Genomic DNA, 17,241 nt, shown 5'->3' on the forward strand with positions numbered 1-17,241 from the left:
ATCCGCAGGTCAGCCACGGCCACCACTCCCCTTCCGCGCCTCCACCTCTATCTCGATCTTCATCCGGGGATCGGCGAGGCCGCACACGAGCATCGTGGCGGCCGGCCGGACCTCGCCGAAGCGGCGGCGCAGGACCGGCCAACAGGGCTCGAAGTCCTCCCGCTCAGGCAGCAGATAGCGCACCCGCACCACGTCCGCGAAGGAGCACCCCGCCTCGGCCAGCGCGGCCCCGATGTTCCGCAGACACTGCTCGGCCTGCTCCACCACGTCGTCCGAGATCGTCATCGCGGCGTAGTCGAACCCGGTCGTCCCGGACACATGCACCCGGTCCCCGTCGACTACGGCACGCGCGTACCCGATCTGCTCCTCGAAGGCCGATCCGCTGAGAATCGACCGCCGCACCTCGCCCAGGTCTGTCATGGGCGAAACGGTAGGTGAGCGCCGCGAAGACGTCGAACGTGATTACGGGCAGGGGACGCGTGGCCCTCCTGCTGACCAGTGGTGCCCGGTTGGTCAGGAGGAGGGCGAGTGATTGCTGCGTGGCTCAGCGACTCTGTATCCACCAGATGAACAGGGTGACACTCCCTGTCCCTAAGGCCGTGGTGGCTCCCTTGACGAGGTTCTCCCCGATCATGCGGGACCAGCGTCGCCAGCTCTCCATGTTGCGCGGTCCTCCGGTGTGGTCCTTCGGAGGGGAGCCGCTAGACTCCATGAGGAAGCTCCTTGGTGTGAAACTGCAGAAGAGGGTGCTTTGCAATAGGGAGTCCACAGGTCGAATGCTTGCCGGCAGACCTGCAGGACTCCCTTTTTGCTGACATGAGTAAGGGCGTTCCCTGCACTGCTCGAATCATTTCCAGCCACATCACTCCTTTCCGTTTACACCCATTGGTGGACTTTATTCCGGTATGGCCTGTTTCCTGACGCTGCGCCCCGCTCTTGGCACGTCACCTTGCCTTCGCCATAATGACCACGAAGATGCATCACTTGGCGTCGACAAGGGACGGGGGCGCATGGAACCCGAGATACCGGAAGTGGTGTGGCGGAGGAGCTCGTATTCGGCTTCCCAGGGTGACTGTGTTGAAATTTCCGATGCCGGCCACATCAGGGTCCGGGACACCAAAGACGCCGCTGGGCCTGTCGCAACGTTCAGTCGTCCGGCCTGGCGCCTGTTCTTGGAATCACTACGGGGGCGCGCTCGGGCGGCTTGAAACGCTGCTCGGCCGGACGCACCCCCGGCGCTTTTCGGGAGTGGTATTCGAGCCGGAGACAATTAACCCACCCCCCGGAAGAGGAGGTCTTCGGACACTTCCTTCGCGAAGGTCTTCTCCACCGCCCAAAAGGAGTCCAGGTAGTCCGACGGCCTCCTCGGGCCGCTGTATCCGGGATTCTTCTCGCTGAAGAGGACCTGGCCGTCCGGACTCTCGAGGTACGCCACCAGGTCATCACTGGCTGCGGCGAACTCGAAGATCACGTACGGAGACCTGAACTGAGGATAGAGGCCGACCTCGAACGGGACGACCATCACGGTGACGTTGGGCAGTTCGTTGACCGTGAGCAGCTTCTCCATCTGATTCCGCATGATTCCCGGATTTCCGACGACGCGGCGGACGGCGGATTCGTCCAGGATGAAGAAAAGCTCCGGGCCCCCTTCCCTGATCAGCCGGTCCTGGCGCTCGAGGCGGAGATCCAGCAACTGCGGGTCGGCTTTCACGTCACTGCCGATGATCTCTCGGGCGTATTCCTCTGTCTGCAGCAGACCTGGGATCAGGTTGGTCTGGAAGTTTCGAATGATGGAGGCCGACGTCTCATAAGAAATGAATGTCAGATACTCCGGATGGGCGATGCCGCGGTACGGAGCCCACCACGGCGGCTGCTTGGCGGCCCTGGCCATGTCGGTGAGTTCACGGACGTCGGCGGGGTCGTTGACGCCGTAGTGGTCAAGAAGGACCCGGACATCCGTGATCGAGACGCCCACACTGCCGTTCTCAATGCGAATGATCTTCGAGGGTGACCACTCCAGGGCTTCCGCTACGTCACGTTGCGTGTGATGGGCCGCCTCGCGCGCTTTGCGAAGCCGGTCCCGGAGACGCTCGCGCTGGTAGATCGGGTCCTGTTCCTGCGTGGGCACGTAAATTCTTCCCCTTCAAGATCAACATTACGGAGTGTTACTGCATTGTGACCAATGGCACGCTAGCTGTCATGTTGAGGGCAGTCGGTGTCGCGGCACTCGGGAGGGAGGCGGACGGTTCAGAGGCGGGTTGGCACCAACCCTTCCGCTCGAGAGCGAAGTGCTATGTAGCTTTTCGTATCCTCTCTCCTACCGCGCTCGCGGGCAAGCGAAACCAGGAGCCACCTGCACCCATCGACAGAAAGAGACTGACGGAAGGGCATCTCTGGTGCCTGTGTGCAGGAAATCGATAAACGTTGCACAGAAAGTGATCAGCGCCGAACGCACATGGTCATGAGCGTTTTGCCTGCTAGGTCAAGCAATGCCGCCTTTTTGGCGTTCGGGAGATTTCATCAGTAATCTCTCGTTTGTTATTTTTTACTACCCGTCGCTGAAAGAATCGGATTTTCACCCTCCGGAAGTAAGAGAAAGAGATGCGGCGGAATTCACCCAGGGGGGTGTATGCCACCGACCCGGCCGTGGTGGGCTCGGTCACCGCGTCACGGAGCCGCGGGGAAAAAGCGCTTGATCCGGCGCCGACCGCTTCCTAAGGTGTGGGCTACACGAGAAGGGAGGTGGTTCGGCAGATGTATGAAACCCGGACGCGTGAGGTGACTGCGGGCTAGCGCCCGTCACCACACCGAGTGCGGTGCCGGACCAGCGCGTCACAGACGCGTGCAGCCGGCCCAATCCCAAGCAGTCACCCGACCCGCGAGCTCGCCGGTACGTCCGGCCGGCTTCTCCGCCGTCAGGCGGAGGGACCCCGAGCTCGCGGGTCGTCTGCGTACACGGGGCCTAGCGGGACGAGATGTCCCCGTAGCCCTCGATGTCGCGCGGGTCGCGTGCGCCCGGGCCGATGTAGCGGGCCGAAGGGCGGACCAGGCGGCCGGTGCGCTTCTGTTCGAGGATGTGGGCCGACCAGCCGGCCGTGCGGGCGCAGGTGAACATCGAGGTGAACATGTGGGCCGGCACCTCGGCGAAGTCGAGGATGATGGCCGCCCAGAACTCCACGTTGGTGGCGAGGACGCGGTCGGGGCGGCGGGCGTGGAGTTCCGCCAGGGCCGCCCTCTCCAGGGCCTCGGCGATCTCGAAGCGCGGGGCGCCCAGTTCGCGGGCCGTGCGGCGCAGCACACGGGCCCTCGGGTCCTCCGCGCGGTAGACGCGGTGCCCGAAGCCCATCAGCCGCTCGCCCTTGTCGAGGGCCCGCTTGACGTAGGCCTCGGCGTCGCCCGTCCGCTCGATCTCCTCGATCATGCCGAGGACACGGGAGGGGGCACCGCCGTGCAGTGGGCCGGACATCGCGCCCACGGCGCCGGACAGCGCGGCCGCCACGTCCGCGCCCGTGGACGCGATCACCCGTGCCGTGAAGGTGGAGGCATTCATGCCGTGTTCGGCTGCCGAGGTCCAGTACGCGTCGACCGCCGCCACGTGCTTCGGGTCCGGCTCGCCGCGCCAGCGGATCATGAAGCGCTCCACCACGGACTGCGCCTTGTCGATCTCCTGCTGCGGGACCATTGGCAGGCCCTGGCCGCGGGCGGACTGGGCGACGTAGGACAGAGCCATCACGGCGGCGCGGGCGAGGTCGGCGCGGGCCTGCTCAGCGTCGATGTCCAGCAGCGGTTTCAGGCCCCAGACGGGGGCGAGCATAGCGAGCGCGGACTGGACGTCGACGCGGATGTCGCCGGAGTGGACGGGGATCGGGAACGGTTCGGCGGGCGGCAGGCCGGGATTGAAGGCGCCGTCGACGAGCAGGCCCCAGACGTTGCCGAACGAGACGTGGCCGACCAGGTCCTCGATGTCGACGCCCCGGTACCGCAGGGCGCCGCCCTCCTTGTCCGGTTCGGCGATCTCCGTCTCGAACGCGACGACTCCTTCGAGGCCGGGTACGAAGTCGGACATCAGGCGGCTCCTCGTGATGTGTGCGACAGGTGGCGCCGGCGGATCCTCGGTTGCGGGACTCGCGGTGCTGGGCAGTCACCCCGGTGCTGCCCTGTGCGATGGGCGGTCAGCCACCGGGAGGACGGCTGGGAATGGCATCTGCACCATATCCCCGAGTGCCACATTTGAGGAGTCCTCGCGGCACTCAGTGCCACCTTCCATGGAGCCGCGCTCGATACGGCAGGATGACCATGTGACCGACGCAGACGCCGTCTCCCCTGATCCCGCCTCCATGCGCAAGCAGTACCGGGCGGAAGGGCTCGCCGAGGCCGACCTGGCCGCCACTCCCGTGGAGCAGTTCGCGCGCTGGTTCAAGCAGGCGGCCACCGAGGCGCACCTCTTCGAGCCGAACGCCATGATTGTCTCCACCGCGGACGCCGAGGGCCACCCCAGCTCCCGCACGGTCCTGCTCAAGCAGTTCGACGAACAGGGTTTCGTCTTCTACACCAACTACGGCTCCGGCAAGGCCAGGGACCTCGCGCAGAACCCGTACGTCTCCCTGCTCTTCCCCTGGCACCCCATGGCCCGCCAGGTCATCGTCACCGGCCTCGCCCGCCGCACCGGCCGCGACGAGACCGCCGCCTACTTCCGCACCCGCCCGCACGGCTCCCAGCTGGGCGCCTGGGCGAGCGGCCAGTCCTCGGTGATCGCGGGCCGGGACGGCCTCGACGCGGCGTACGCGGAGCTGGCCGCCCGGTATCCAGAGGGCGAGCAGGTTCCGGTGCCGCCGCACTGGGGCGGTTTCCGGGTGGCCCCGCAGGCGGTGGAGTTCTGGCAGGGCCGCGAGAACCGGCTGCACGACCGGCTGCGGTACGTAGCGGAGGCGGACGGAAGCTGGCGGGTGGAGCGGCTCAGTCCGTGAGGCCGGGGCGTGCCCCGGAGGGTGCGTGCAGGTTCCCGTCGGCTCCCGTCAGACCAGCGTCCCTTCCAGGATCCGCGCCCACTGCGCCACCACACGGTCCCGCCGGCCGGTGTCGTCCGTGAGCAGGTTGGCGAGACCCAGGCCGCGGGCCATGTCCAGGAGGCCCTGGACCGTCTCGCGGACGCCGGGGCGTGACTCGTCCGCGCCCAGCAGGTCCACGGCGATGCGATGGGTCTCGCGGCCCACCCGGGCCTCCAACTCGGTCACCTTCGGGCGCAGTTGCTCCTCGTTGGAGGCGGCGACCCAGAGGTGGAGGGCGGCTCGGAACAGGGGGCCGGTGTAGAGGTCGACGAGGGCGGAGACCACCGCGCGCCGGTCGTCGGCCGCGCCCTGCGGGAACAGGGCGCGCAGGGCCGTGGAGCGTTCTTCGGCGACGTATTCGACGGCCGCGGTGAAGAGGTCCTCGCGGGTCGGGAAGTGGTGTTGGGCGGCGCCCCGGGAGACGCCGGCGCGTTCGGCGACGACGGTGACCGTGGAGCCGGCCCAGCCGTGTTCGGCGAGGCAGGCCACGGCGGCTTCGAGGAGGCGCTGCCGGGTGGCCCGGCTGCGGTCCTGCTTGGGTACGCGGTCGGCCCGGTCGCCGGTCGTGGTCACACCACCCATGAGGGATCCCGTCGTTCCAGGAAGGCTGTCATGCCCTCGCGCGCGTGCGGTGCGGCGAACAGCCGGGCCGAGAGCGCGGTCAGGTCGGCCGCGTCCCGGTCGAAGGTCTCCAGCACCCTAGCGGTGAGCAGCCGTTTCGTCTCGGCCAGGGCCTCGGGGGCGGCCCGCCGCAGACCGTCCAGGATCGGTTCGAGTACGGCGTCCACGTCGTCGCCGGCCGCCGTCACCAGGCCGATGCGGGCCGCCTCTGCGGCGTCGAAGCGCTCGCCGGTGAGGTAGTGGCGGGCGAGGGCGCGGGGGTCGGTGCGGGGCAGCAGGGTCAGGGAGATGACCGCGGGGGCCACGCCGATCCGTACCTCGGTGAAGGCGAAGGTCGACGCGGTGGAGGCGGCCGCGATGTCGCAGGCGGCGAGGAGGCCGAGGCCGCCCGCGCGGACGTGCCCGGTGACGCGTGCGAGGACCGGCTTGCCGAGTTCCACGATCTGCCGCAGGAGTCCCACCAGGGCCTCGGGGTCCGGGGGGTCCTTCAGGTCGGCGCCCGCGGAGAAGGTGTTGCCGGTGTGGGTGAGGACGACCGCGCGGACCTCGCCGTCCTTGGCGCAGTCCGCCATCGAGGAGGCCAGCTCCCCCAGCAGCGCCGCGGACAGGGCGTTGCGGTTGTGCGGGGAGTCGAGGGTGAGGGTCTCGACGCCCCGCGCGTGTGTGCGGGCGATGAGTGTCATGTGCGCTCCCTGAGCTGCCGTCGGAGGATCTTGCCGGAGGCGGCCCGGGGCACCGCGTCGACGAAGGTGACGTGGCGGACCCGTTTGTAGGGGGCGACGCGTTCGGCGACGTACATCATGACCTCGCTCTCGGAGAGGTCGCTCGCGGTGCGCTGGCGGACGACGAAGGCCTGCGGGACCTCGTTGCCGTCGTCGTTGTAGACGCCGATGACGGCCGCGTCGGCGATGCCGGGGTGGGTGAGCAGGAGGGCTTCCAGTTCGGCGGGGGCCACCTGGAAGCCCTTGTACTTGATGAGTTCCTTGACCCGGTCGACGACGAACAGCCAGCCGTCGGCGTCGACATGGCCGACGTCCCCGGTGTGCAGCCAGCCGTCGGGGTCGATCATGGCGGCGGTGTCGTCGGGGCGGCCGAGGTAGCCCTTCATGATCTGCGGGCCGCGGATGAGGATCTCGCCGGGCTCGCCGACGCCGAGGTCCTTGCCGGGGTCGTCGAGGGAGACGATCCGCATCTCGGTGCCGGGAATGAGCTTGCCGACGGTCCCCGGGGGCGCCTCGCGCATGGCGGACAGGGGGACGACATGGGTACCGGGCGAGAGTTCCGTCATGCCGTACGCCTGGCCGACGGGCGGGAGGCCGAGGCGGGCCGAACAGGCGGCGGCGAGCCGGGCGTCCAGCGGGGCGGCGGCGCTGACGATGTAGCGCAGGGACGACAGGTCGTAGTGCTCGACGAGGGGGTGCTTGGCGAGGGCGAGGACGATCGGCGGGGCCACGTACAGGCCGGTGATGCGGTGGTTCTGGATGGCCGCGAGGAAGGTCTCCAGGTCGAAGCGGGGCAGGACGACGACGCTCGCGCCGACGCGCAGGGGCGCGTTCATGAGGGCCGTGAGGCCGTAGATGTGGAAGAAGGGCAGGACCGCGAGGATGCGGTCCTCGGGGCCGGCCGACATCAGCGGCTGGAGCTGGGCGAGGTTGGTGGCGATCTGCCGGTGCGTGAGCATCACGCCCTTGGGGGCGCCGGTGGTGCCCGAGGAGTACGGCAGTGCCGCGACGTCCGTCGCCGGGTCGATGGCGAGGTCCGGCTCGGGGGCCGTCGAGGCCAGCATGTCGATGAGGGAGCGGTGGCCGGGGGCGCTGTCGCAGACGAAGATCTCCCGTACGCCGCCTGCGAGTTCGGCGGCCCGACGTGCCGTCTCCAGGAGCGGGGAGACGGTGACGATCCAGCGGGCCGCGGAGTCACCGAGCTGCTTGGCGAACTCCTCCGGCGTGGAGAGCGGGTGCACGGTCGTGACGGAGGCACCCGCGCGCGTGGCGGCGTAGAACGCGGTCGGGAAGGCGATCGTGTTGGGGCTGTGCAGCGCGAGCACGTCCCCCTTGGTGACGCCCGCCTCCGCGAGTCCCGCGGCGACCCGGCGGTGGAACCGGTCGAGCTGCCCGTACGTGAGGGTCGTACCGTCGGTGCCGTCGATCAGGGCGGGCGCGTCCCCGAACTCGGCGGCCCGGGCGAGGACCGCGTCGTGGATGGGGAGTTCGAGGGGCTGGACGTCTGCGTACTCGCTGCGGAACACGGTTCCTCCAGGACGGTCAGTACGACTTGGGCAGGCCCAGGGTCTGGTGGGAGACGTAGTTGAGAATCATCTCCCTGCTGACCGGTGCGATACGAGCCACGCGCGCGGCCGTTATCAGCGAGGCGATGCCGAACTCCCGGGTGAGGCCGTTGCCGCCGAGGGTGTGGACGGCCTGGTCGACGGCCTTCACGCAGGCCTCCCCAGCCGCGTACTTCGCCATGTTGGCGGCCTCGCCCGCGGCCGCGTCGTCCCCCTCGTCGTAGAGGTACGCGGCCTTCTGCATCATCAGGCGGGCCAGTTCGAGGTCGATGTGCGCCTGGGCGAGGGGGTGGGCGATGGCCTGGTGGGCGCCGATGGGGGCGTTCCAGACCGTGCGGTCCTTGGCGTAGGTGATCGCCTGGGAGAGGGCGTAGCGGCCCATGCCGATCGCGAAGGCGGCCGTCATGATGCGCTCGGGGTTGAGGCCGGCGAAGAGCTGGAGGAGGCCCGCGTCCTCGTCTCCCACGAGGGCTTCGGCGGGCAGGCGTACGTCGTCGAGGGTCAGCTCGAATTGCTTTTCCGCGGCCTGGAGTTCCATGTCGATCTGGCGGCGGGTGAAGCCTTCGGCGTCCCGGGGGACGATGAAGAGACAGGGCTTGAGGCGGCCGGTGCGGGAGTCCTCCGTGCGGCCGACTATGAGGGTGGCGTCGGCTATGTCCACGCCGGAGATGAAGACCTTGCGCCCGGTGAGCCGCCAGTCGGCTCCGTCGCGGTGGGCCGTGGTGGTGATGCGGTGGGAGTTGGAGCCGGCGTCCGGTTCCGTGATGCCGAAGGCCATGGTGCGGGTGCCGTCGGCGAGGGCGGGGAGCCACTCCTGCTTCTGGGCCTCGGTGCCGAAGCGGGCGATCACGGTGCCGCAGATGGCCGGGGAGACGACCATCATGAGGAGGGGGCAACCGGCTGCGCCGAGCTCTTCGAGGACGATGGAGAGTTCGGCGATTCCGCCGCCTCCGCCTCCGTATTCCTCGGGGAGGTTGACGCCGAGATAGCCGAGCTTGGCTGCCTCGGACCAGAGTTGTTCTCGGTTGAAGTCGCGGCCGTGGCGTTTACCCAGGGCAGCTACCGCTTCGCGTAGGGACTTGTGCTCATCGGTTTCGATCGTGGGCATGTGGCTCCTTCGTGGGGGCTGGTCGCGCAGTTCCCCGCGCCCCTAGGTAGATCGCACTACTGCCAGCAAAGAGCCGACCGTTACCTGTTGGCCGACAACTGCATTCAGCTCGCTGAGCGTTCCTGTGTGCGGTGCCGTGATCTTGTGTTCCATCTTCATCGCCTCCAGCCACACCAAAGGCTCGCCGGCCTCTACTGCGGCTCCCTGGGCCAAACCCTCGGCGATCCGGACCACCGTCCCCGGCATGGGCGCCAGGAGGGAACCCGGGGCGTGTTGCGTGGTGGGGTCGGGGAAGCGGGGTAGGGCCGTCAGAGCCGTCCCGTTGACGTACACCCGGTCGCCGTACCGCGCCACCTCGAACTTCCTCTGCACGCCCTCCACTTCGAGTACGACCCCGCTCGGGTCCGCGTGGATCACCCGGACCCCGTCCGCCTCCAGGCCGTCCCTGGTGTGGCGGTAGTGGACCTCGTGCTCCTCGCCCGCCAGCTCGTAGCGCTTGGTCTGCGGGGCCGAGGGCAGGTTGCGGAAGCCGCCGAAACGGGAGCGGCCGACCGCGTCCGCGAGGGCCGCCGCCAGGGGGGCGTGAGGGTCCCCGGTTCCGCCGACGAGTTCCGTGAGGTGGCGGTCGTAGAAGCCGGTGTCCATGCGGGCCGTCGTGAACTCCTTGTGGCGCAGGGAGTTCGCCAGCAGGTCCCTGTTCGTGACCGGGCCGTGGATCGTCGCCCGCTCCAGGGCGCCCGCCAGTTTGCGGACCGCCTCCGCGCGCGTGGGGGCGTACGCGACGACCTTGGCGAGCATCGGGTCGTAGTGGACGCCGATGTCGTCGCCGTTCTCGTAGCCCGTGTCCAGGCGGACGGACGGGGGGACCGAGAAGTGGTGCAGGGTGCCGGTCTGCGGGGTCCAGTCGCGCGCGGGGTCCTCGGCGTACAGGCGCGCTTCGACGGCGTGGCCACGCGCGCGTGGGGGCTCGTCGGGCAGTGGGGCGCCTTCGGCGACGCGGATCTGTTCCGCCACCAGGTCGATGCCGAACACCGCCTCCGTCACCGGGTGTTCGACCTGGAGGCGGGTGTTCATCTCCAGGAAGTGGGCCCGGGTGCCGGAGACCAGAAACTCGACCGTGCCCGCGCCCACGTAGTCCACCGCGCGTGCGGCTCTTACGGCCGACTCGTGCAGTTCCTCCCTGAGTTCGTCCGGGAGACCGGGAGCCGGGGCCTCCTCGATCACCTTCTGGTGGCGGCGCTGGAGGGAGCAGTCGCGGGTGCCCAGGGCCCACACCGTGCCGTGGGTGTCGGCGAGGATCTGGACCTCGACGTGGCGGCCGTCCTCGACGTACGGCTCGACGAAGACCTCGCCGTCGCCGAAGGCGCTCGCGGCCTCGGCGCGGGCACTCTCCAGGGCGGCGGCCAGGTCCTCGATGCGGCGTACGACGCGCATGCCGCGGCCTCCGCCGCCCGCGGCCGCCTTCACCAGCACCGGCAGATCGGCCGGCGTCACGTCCGTGAGGGGCGCCAGGCCCATCAGTTCCTTGGCGCGTGTCTTGGACGCCATCGCCTCGATCGCGGACGGCGGCGGCCCTATCCAGGCCAGGCCCGCGTCCAGGACGGCCCGCGCGAAGCCGGCGTTCTCGGAGAGGAAGCCGTAGCCGGGGTGCACGGCGTCGGCGCCGGAGGCGATCGCCGCCTTCACGACCAGGTCGGCGCGCAGGTAGGTGTCGGCGGGGGACGCGCCCGGGAGCCGTACGGCCGAGTCCGCCACGCGCGTGTGGAGGGCGTTCGCGTCCGGGTCGGAGTGCACGGCGACCGTCCGGATGCCCAGCTCGTGGCAGGTGCGGAAGATCCGGCAGGCGATCTCGCCCCGGTTGGCGACGAGCACAGAAGTGATCACTGAAGGGTCCCTCACATCCGGAAGACGCCGAAGCCGCCGCGGGCGCCCTCATAGGGGGCGGTGTGGATCGCGGACAGGCACAGTCCCAGTACCGTCCGGGTGTCGCGGGGGTCGATGACGCCGTCGTCGTAGAGCCGCCCGGACAGGAACATGGGCAGCGACTCGGACTCGATCTGCTGCTCCACCATGGCGCGCAGGGCCGCGTCGCCCTCCTCGTCGTACGGCAGCCCCTTCGCCGCGGCCGACTGGCGGGCGACGATGGAGAGCACGCCGGCGAGCTGCTGGGGGCCCATGACGGCCGACTTGGCGCTGGGCCAGGCGAAGAGGAAGCGGGGGTCGTAGGCGCGGCCGCACATGCCGTAGTGGCCCGCGCCGTACGAGGCGCCCATGAGGACGGAGAGGTGCGGGACCTTCGAGTTGCTGACCGCGTTGATCATCATCGCGCCGTGTTTGATGATGCCACCCTGTTCGTACTCCTTGCCGACCATGTAGCCGGTGGTGTTGTGCAGGAACAGCAGCGGGATGTCGCGCTGGTTGGCCAGCTGGATGAACTGGGCCGCCTTCTGGGACTCCTCGGAGAACAGGACCCCCTGGGCGTTCGCCAGCACACCGACCGGATAGCCGTGCAGGGCCGCCCACCCCGTCACCAGGCTCGTCCCGTACAGCGGCTTGAACTCGTCGAAGTCGGAGGCGTCGACGATCCGGGCGATGACCTCGCGCGGGTCGAAGGGGGTGCGCAGGTCGCCGGGGACGATCCCCAGCAGTTCGTCGACGTCGTACTTGGGAGGTTCGGCGGGGCCCGGATCGCCGTACGCCTTGCGGTGGTTGAGGCGGGCCACGACCCTGCGGGCCTGCCTGAGCGCGTCCCGCTCGTCCACGGCGAAGTAGTCCGCGAGGCCCGACACGCGCGCGTGCATCTCGGCACCGCCGAGGGACTCGTCGTCGCTCTCCTCGCCGGTGGCCATCTTGACGAGGGGCGGGCCGCCGAGGAACACCTTGGCCCGCTCCTTGACCATGATCACGTGGTCGGACATGCCGGGGACGTAGGCGCCGCCGGCCGTGGAGTTGCCGAAGACGACGGCGAGGGTCGGTATACCGGCCGCCGACAGCCTCGTCAGGTCTCGGAAGATGGCCCCGCCCGGGATGAAGATCTCCTTCTGCGAGGGCAGATCGGCGCCGCCGGACTCCACCAGGCTGATGCAGGGCAGCCGGTTGGCGAGGGCGATGTCATTGGCCCGCAGGGCCTTCTTCAGCGACCACGGATTGCTGGCGCCGCCGCGCACGGTCGGGTCGTTGGCGGTGATCAGGCACTCCACGCCCGCCACCACCCCGATCCCGGTGACGAGGGAGGCGCCGACCGTGTAGTCGCTGCCCCAGGCGGCCAGCGGGGACAGTTCCAGGAAGGGTGTGTCGGGATCGAGGAGCAGCTCGATGCGCTCGCGGGCGAGCAGCTTGCCGCGCCCCCGGTGCCGCTCGACGTACTTCTCGCCGCCGCCCGCGAGCGCCTTCGCGTGCTCGGCGGTCAACTGTTCCAGCTTGGCGAGCATGGCTTCGCGGTGGGAGAGGTATTCGGGGCTCTTCGGGTCCAGGGTGGACGGCAGAACAGTCACAGCAGCACCTCGGGGATGTCCAGGTGGCGGGAGCGCAGCCATTCGCCGAGGGCCTTGGCCTGCGGGTCGAAACGGTGCTGGGCGGCGACGCCCTCGCCGAGGATGCCCTCGACGACGAAGTTCAGGGCGCGGAGGTCGGGGAGGTCGTGGCGGGTGACGTTCAACTCCGCTGCCTCCGGGAGGAGTTGGCGCAGGCGCTCGACGGTGAGGGTGTGGGCGAGCCACCGCCAGCCGTCGTCCGTCCGTGCCCACACCCCGATATTGGCGTTCCCGCCCTTGTCACCGCTGCGGGCGCCGGCGACGAGGCCGAGGGGCGCCCGCCGGGTCGGGCCGGGCGGCGGCGGATCCGGCAGGGGTGGTTCCGGTGGGTTTTCGAGTACGGCGGTCTCCTGGGCCGGTGCCACCGGGATCCGCCGCCCGTCGTGGAGGACAGCCACATGGTCCACGGCCCCATGGAGGACGTACACATCCTCGAAGACCCCATAGGGCGAGCCCTTCCCCGGTGGCGCCAGCACATGGAACCCGGGGTAGCTCGCGAGCGCCAGCTCCACGGCGGCCCCGCTGAGCGCCCGCCCGACGACCTCCTGGTCCGCGTCCCGGACGACCAGCCGCAGCAGGGCGCTGGCGGTTTCCTCCGTCCCGGCGTCGGGGCGGTCCGTCCGGACCAGGTCCCAGCGCACGTCGGTGACCTTGGCCAGGTGGGGCTCCAGCTGCTCCCGCACCAGGGCGGCCTTGGCCTCGATGTCGAGGCCGGTCAGGACGAAGGCGACTTCGTTGCGGAAGCCGCCGAGGCGGTTGAGGCCGACCTTGAGGGTGGGCGGCGGGGCCTCGCCGCGTACGCCGGAGATCAGGACGCGGTCGGGGCCGTCCTGGGTGAGCCGGACCGTGTCGAGGCGGGCGGTGACGTCGGGGCCGGCATACCGGGCGCCCTGCGTCTCGTACAGCAGCTGGGCGGTCACCGTGCCGATGTCGACGAAGCCGCCGGTGCCGGGGTGCTTGGTGATGACGGAGGTGCCGTCCTCGTGGAGTTCTGCGAGGGGGAAGCCGGGCTTTCTCAGAACTCCGCGATCGTGCTCGCCGTCGGCGAAGAACGCGTAGTTCCCGCCGGTCGCCTGTGTCCCGCACTCCAGGACGTGCCCGGCGACGACCGCTCCCGCGAGGCGGTCGTAGTCCGTCGGCGACCAGCCGAAGTGGGCGGCGGCGGGCCCGGTGACCAGGGCCGCGTCCGTCACCCGGCCGGTCACGACGACGTCCGCGCCCTCCCTGAGACAGGCGGCGATGCCGAAGCCGCCGAGGTAGGCGTGGGCGGCGAGGGCGCCCGGGTGGTCACGGGTCAGGTCGTCGCCCTCGACATGGGCGACCCGGACCGGCAGGCCGAGTCGGTCCGCCAACTCCCTTACGCGGGCGGCGAGTCCGGCGGGGTTGAGGCCGCCCGCGTTGGCGACGATTCGCACGCCCCGCTCGTGTGCGAGGCCGAGGCAATCCTCGAGTTGGCGCAGGAAGGTGCGGGCGTATCCGGCCCCGGGGTCCTTCAGCCGGTCGCGGCCCAGGATGAGCATGGTCAGCTCGGCGAGGTAGTCGCCGGTGAGGACGTCGAGTTCACCGCCGGTGAGCATCTCGCGCAGGGCGTCGAAGCGGTCGCCGTAGAAGCCGGAGGCGTTGCCTATGCGCAGGGTCATCCGGCAACTCCCCTTGCCGGGCCGCCAGGAGGCATTCCCTCTCCCAGGCCACCGGGAGGCATTCCCTTCGCCGAGTCGGCGGAAGCCGTTCCCTCTCCTGGGCCGGGGGAGGCCGTTCCCTTTGCCGAGTCGCCGGGAGGCACCCCCTCCCCCACGCCGCCGGAAGCCCTTCCCTTCCCCGAGCCGGCGGAAGTCGTCCCCTCCCCCGGGCCGCCGGGAGGCATCCCCTCCGCCGGACCGCCGGGCCGCATTCCCTCCCCCGCACCGCCGGAAGCCGTTCCTTTCGCCGGGCGTCCGGCGCCCGGCGGGCCCGCGAAGGCCTGGGCGATCTCGAGCCACCGGTCGGCGTCCTCGCCCTCGGCGCGCAGGGCGAGGTCGGCGCGGTGGGCCCGCTGGGTGGCCAGGAGGCAGAAGTCGAGGGCGGGGCCGGTGACGCGGTCGATGGCGTCCTCGGGGCCGAAGGTCCACAACTCACCGGACGGGGAGGTGAGTTCGATGCGGAACTGCTCGAAGGGCGGGGTCAGTCCGTGCACGCCGAAAGCGAAGTCGCGGGTGCGGACGCCGAGGCGGACGATGTGCCGGATCCGGTCGGTCGGCTCACGGGTCACTCCCAGCGCGTCCGCCACGTCGAGGCCGTGGGCCCAGGTCTCCATGAGGCGCGCGGTGGCCATGGAGGCGGTGGACATGGGCGGGCCGTACCAGGGGAAACGGGAGCCCTCGGGAGCGTTCCGCAAAGCCTCGGACAGGTCCTCGCGTCCCGCCCGCCAGTAGGCGAGCAGCCGCGCCGGGGGCTTTCGGGCACCCTCCGCCACGCCCTCGTCCACGAAGTCCCCGGGCGCCGCCAGCGCCTTCTCGACCTCGCGGGAGAAGGCCCGCTGGTCGGTGACGGCGAGCAGGGAGGAGTGGTCGGTCCAGGCGAGGTGGGCGATCTGGTGGGCGACGGTCCAGCCGGGGGCGGGGGTCGGCAGCGACCACTGCGCCGGGCTCAACTCGGCTACCAGCAGGTCGAGTTCCTCGCTCTCCGCACACAGGTCGTCGATGACGGGCGTGGGGTCTGCCATGGGGAGAGGATGGCAGCGGGGCCAGAAACAAGCAAGCGTGCTTGCATTAATCTACGGGTCGGACATTCACGGGCCGGATTTTCACGCGCGTCCGCTGCCTCATCCGCAGTACGGTCCCCGGTGATCCATGACGACGGTTACTTCGGAGAGTCCGTCGCGGCGACGTACGACGAGTCGTCGGCGACGACGTTCGCGCCCGAGGCGGTCGAGCCGGCCGTGGACGTGCTGGCGGAGCTCGCCGGCGAGGGGCGGGCCCTGGAGCTGGGTGTGGGAACCGGGCGGATCGCGTTGCCGCTGGCACAGCGCGGGGTCGATGTGCACGGCATCGAGCTGTCCCGGGCGATGGCGGACCGGCTGCGGACCAAGCCCGGCGGTGAGGCGGTCGGGGTGACGATCGGGGACTTCGCGACGGCCCGCGCGCCCGGCACCTACTCGGTCGCCTTTCTGGTCTTCAACACGATCATGAACCTGACGACCCAGGACGCCCAGGTGGACTGCTTCCGCAATGTCGCGGCCCATCTGGCACCCGGCGGGACCTTCGTGGTCGAGGTCATGGTCCCCCAGCTGCGGAAACTGCCGCCCGGACAGAACGCGGTGCCGTTCCACGTCGGCACGGACCGCCTCGGGTTCGACACCTACGACACCGCCACCCAGGCGATGGCCTCCCACCACGTCAGAGTCACGGAGGACGGCCAGGGCTCCTTCCGGTCCATCCCCTTCCGTTACGTCTGGCCCGCGGAGCTGGACCTCATGACCCGGCTGGCCGGGATGCGGCTGCGGGAGCGGTGGGCGGACTGGAGCCGGGCACCCTTCACGAGCGAGAGCGAGTCACACGTCTCGGTATGGGAGAAGCTCGCGGACTGACGCCGTGTACGGCCCGGTCGAGGCTTACGGGGTGATCGCCTTGCCCCGTCCCACCTGCGTCCGCACCGCTCCCATGCTCGCCGCGATCACGAGGGCGACGGCGAGGGCCTGGAGCGCGGACAGGGCCTGGTCGAGGATCAGGAAGCCCGCGAGGGCGGCCATGGCCGGCTCCAGGCTCATGAGGATCGCGAAAGTGGAGGCGGGCAGCTTGCGCAGGGCGAGGAGTTCGAGGGTGTAGGGCAGGACGGAGGACATCAGGGCCACCGCCGCGCCCAGGCCCACGGTCACCGGGTCGAGAAGCCTGGTGCCCGACTCCGCGATGCCGAGCGGCAGGAACGCCAGCGCGCCGACCGCCATCGCGAGGGCGAGGCCGTCGGCCTGCGGGAAGCGGCGGCCGGTACGCGCACTGAAGACGATGTACGCCGCCCACATGGCACCCGCGCCCAGCGCGAAGGCCACGCCCGCCGGGTCCAGGTCGCCGAAGTCCCCGCCACCGAGGAGGAAGACACCGGCGAGCGCGAGCGCGGCCCAGACGGTGTTGACCGCGCGGCGGGAGGCGAGCACCGAGAGGGCGAGGGGGCCGAGGAACTCCAGGGTCACGGCGGCGCCGAGCGAGATGCGGTCGACGGCCTGGTAGAAAAGGCCGTTCATCGCGGCCAGGGTGAGGCCGAAGACGACGACCGTGCCCCAGTCGGTACGGGAGTGCCCGCGCAGCCGGGGACGGCAGACGACGAGCAGGACGAGCGCGGCCACCAGCAGGCGCAGGGTCACGACCCCGAGGGCGCCCGCCCTCGGCATCAGCGTCACGGCCAGCGCCGCCCCGAACTGCACGGAGACGCCTCCGGCGAGCACCAGCCCCACGGGACCGAGCGAGCCGGAGCGACGGGGCCCGCGTGCGGGAGTGGCGCCCACCGAGGTCGGCGACGACGTCTGGGCGCTGCTGGAGGTGGTCACGGGGCTTCCAGGGGTCGACTCGGGTTTCGTCCATCATGCTGCACTACTCAGTACACGGTAATGGACTCAGTCATGTGCGTAAACCCGTTATACGACTGTCTCGGGGGGGCCTGACCCTCGTGACG

14 protein-coding genes and 1 pseudogene are annotated in these 17,241 nt (G+C 70.1%); 3 read left to right on the top strand and 12 right to left on the bottom strand.

Annotated features, from left to right (window positions below; genetic code table 11):
* Positions 1 to 9 precede the first annotated feature (9 nt).
* Entirely contained in the window at positions 10 to 420 is a 411-nt protein-coding gene (locus ACZ39I_RS25190; RefSeq protein WP_467246635.1) for a RidA family protein, read from the bottom strand.
* A gap of 590 nt (positions 421 to 1,010) precedes the next feature.
* Here ACZ39I_RS25190 and ACZ39I_RS25195 point away from each other — a divergent pair.
* Entirely contained in the window at positions 1,011 to 1,208 is a 198-nt protein-coding gene (locus tag ACZ39I_RS25195) for a DUF397 domain-containing protein (RefSeq protein ID WP_467246636.1), read from the top strand.
* Between the two features lie 62 nt (positions 1,209 to 1,270).
* Here ACZ39I_RS25195 and ACZ39I_RS25200 read toward each other — a convergent pair whose 3' ends face one another.
* Together ACZ39I_RS25200 and ACZ39I_RS25205 are read right to left on the bottom strand one after the other, a co-directional pair.
* Positions 1,271 to 2,128: a helix-turn-helix domain-containing protein gene (locus tag ACZ39I_RS25200; RefSeq protein WP_467246638.1), complete on the bottom strand. Its 858-nt coding sequence runs from the start codon at positions 2,126 to 2,128 to the stop codon at positions 1,271 to 1,273.
* An 834-nt stretch (positions 2,129 to 2,962) separates the two neighbouring features.
* Positions 2,963 to 4,066: a citrate synthase 2 gene (locus ACZ39I_RS25205; protein WP_467246639.1), complete on the bottom strand. Its 1,104-nt coding sequence runs from the start codon at positions 4,064 to 4,066 to the stop codon at positions 2,963 to 2,965.
* Positions 4,067 to 4,298: 232 nt separating this feature from the next.
* Here ACZ39I_RS25205 and pdxH point away from each other — a divergent pair, with 232 nt between their 5' ends.
* A complete protein-coding gene (gene pdxH, locus ACZ39I_RS25210; protein WP_467246641.1) occupies positions 4,299 to 4,967 on the top strand; it encodes a pyridoxamine 5'-phosphate oxidase in 669 nt (222 codons plus the stop codon).
* Between the two features lie 48 nt (positions 4,968 to 5,015).
* On the opposite strand, the gene ACZ39I_RS25215 is transcribed toward pdxH, so the two are convergent.
* The 8 genes and pseudogenes from ACZ39I_RS25215 to ACZ39I_RS25250 all read right to left on the bottom strand — a co-directional run.
* A complete protein-coding gene (locus ACZ39I_RS25215; protein WP_467246643.1) occupies positions 5,016 to 5,630 on the bottom strand; it encodes a TetR/AcrR family transcriptional regulator in 615 nt (204 codons plus the stop codon).
* Positions 5,618 to 6,352, bottom strand: a complete 735-nt coding sequence (locus tag ACZ39I_RS25220; RefSeq protein WP_467246645.1) for an enoyl-CoA hydratase family protein — start codon at positions 6,350 to 6,352, stop codon at positions 5,618 to 5,620. Before ACZ39I_RS25220 ends, ACZ39I_RS25215 begins: the two co-directional genes overlap by 13 nt.
* Positions 6,349 to 7,917 (bottom strand): 4-coumarate--CoA ligase family protein, encoded by a 1,569-nt coding sequence (locus tag ACZ39I_RS25225; RefSeq protein ID WP_467246647.1) that lies wholly within the window; start codon positions 7,915 to 7,917, stop codon positions 6,349 to 6,351. Before ACZ39I_RS25225 ends, ACZ39I_RS25220 begins: the two co-directional genes overlap by 4 nt.
* Positions 7,918 to 7,933: 16 nt before the next feature.
* The gene (locus tag ACZ39I_RS25230; protein WP_467246649.1) at positions 7,934 to 9,064 is read right to left on the bottom strand and encodes an acyl-CoA dehydrogenase family protein; all 1,131 of its coding nucleotides are present in this window, start codon (positions 9,062 to 9,064) and stop codon (positions 7,934 to 7,936) included.
* 42 nt (positions 9,065 to 9,106) lie between these two features.
* Positions 9,107 to 10,948 (bottom strand): acetyl/propionyl/methylcrotonyl-CoA carboxylase subunit alpha, encoded by a 1,842-nt coding sequence (locus tag ACZ39I_RS25235; RefSeq protein WP_467246650.1) that lies wholly within the window; start codon positions 10,946 to 10,948, stop codon positions 9,107 to 9,109.
* An 11-nt stretch (positions 10,949 to 10,959) separates the two neighbouring features.
* Entirely contained in the window at positions 10,960 to 12,558 is a 1,599-nt protein-coding gene (locus ACZ39I_RS25240) for an acyl-CoA carboxylase subunit beta (protein WP_467246652.1), read from the bottom strand.
* Complete coding sequence (locus ACZ39I_RS25245) at positions 12,555 to 14,237, bottom strand: acyclic terpene utilization AtuA family protein (RefSeq protein ID WP_467246654.1); 1,683 nt, start codon at positions 14,235 to 14,237, stop codon at positions 12,555 to 12,557. Before ACZ39I_RS25245 ends, ACZ39I_RS25240 begins: the two co-directional genes overlap by 4 nt.
* A 272-nt stretch (positions 14,238 to 14,509) precedes the next feature.
* Positions 14,510 to 15,298 (bottom strand): annotated as a pseudogene (locus ACZ39I_RS25250) (TIGR03084 family metal-binding protein); the annotation flags it as partial.
* A 120-nt stretch (positions 15,299 to 15,418) separates the two neighbouring features.
* Here ACZ39I_RS25250 and ACZ39I_RS25255 point away from each other — a divergent pair.
* On the top strand, positions 15,419 to 16,162 hold the full coding sequence (locus ACZ39I_RS25255; protein ID WP_467246656.1) for a class I SAM-dependent DNA methyltransferase: 744 nt from the start codon (positions 15,419 to 15,421) through the stop codon (positions 16,160 to 16,162).
* Positions 16,163 to 16,186: 24 nt separating this feature from the next.
* On the opposite strand, the gene ACZ39I_RS25260 is transcribed toward ACZ39I_RS25255, so the two are convergent.
* Positions 16,187 to 17,116: an EamA family transporter gene (locus tag ACZ39I_RS25260; RefSeq protein WP_467246657.1), complete on the bottom strand. Its 930-nt coding sequence runs from the start codon at positions 17,114 to 17,116 to the stop codon at positions 16,187 to 16,189.
* Positions 17,117 to 17,241 lie beyond the last annotated feature (125 nt).

Source organism: Streptomyces sp. NPDC024687 (genome assembly GCF_055559055.1).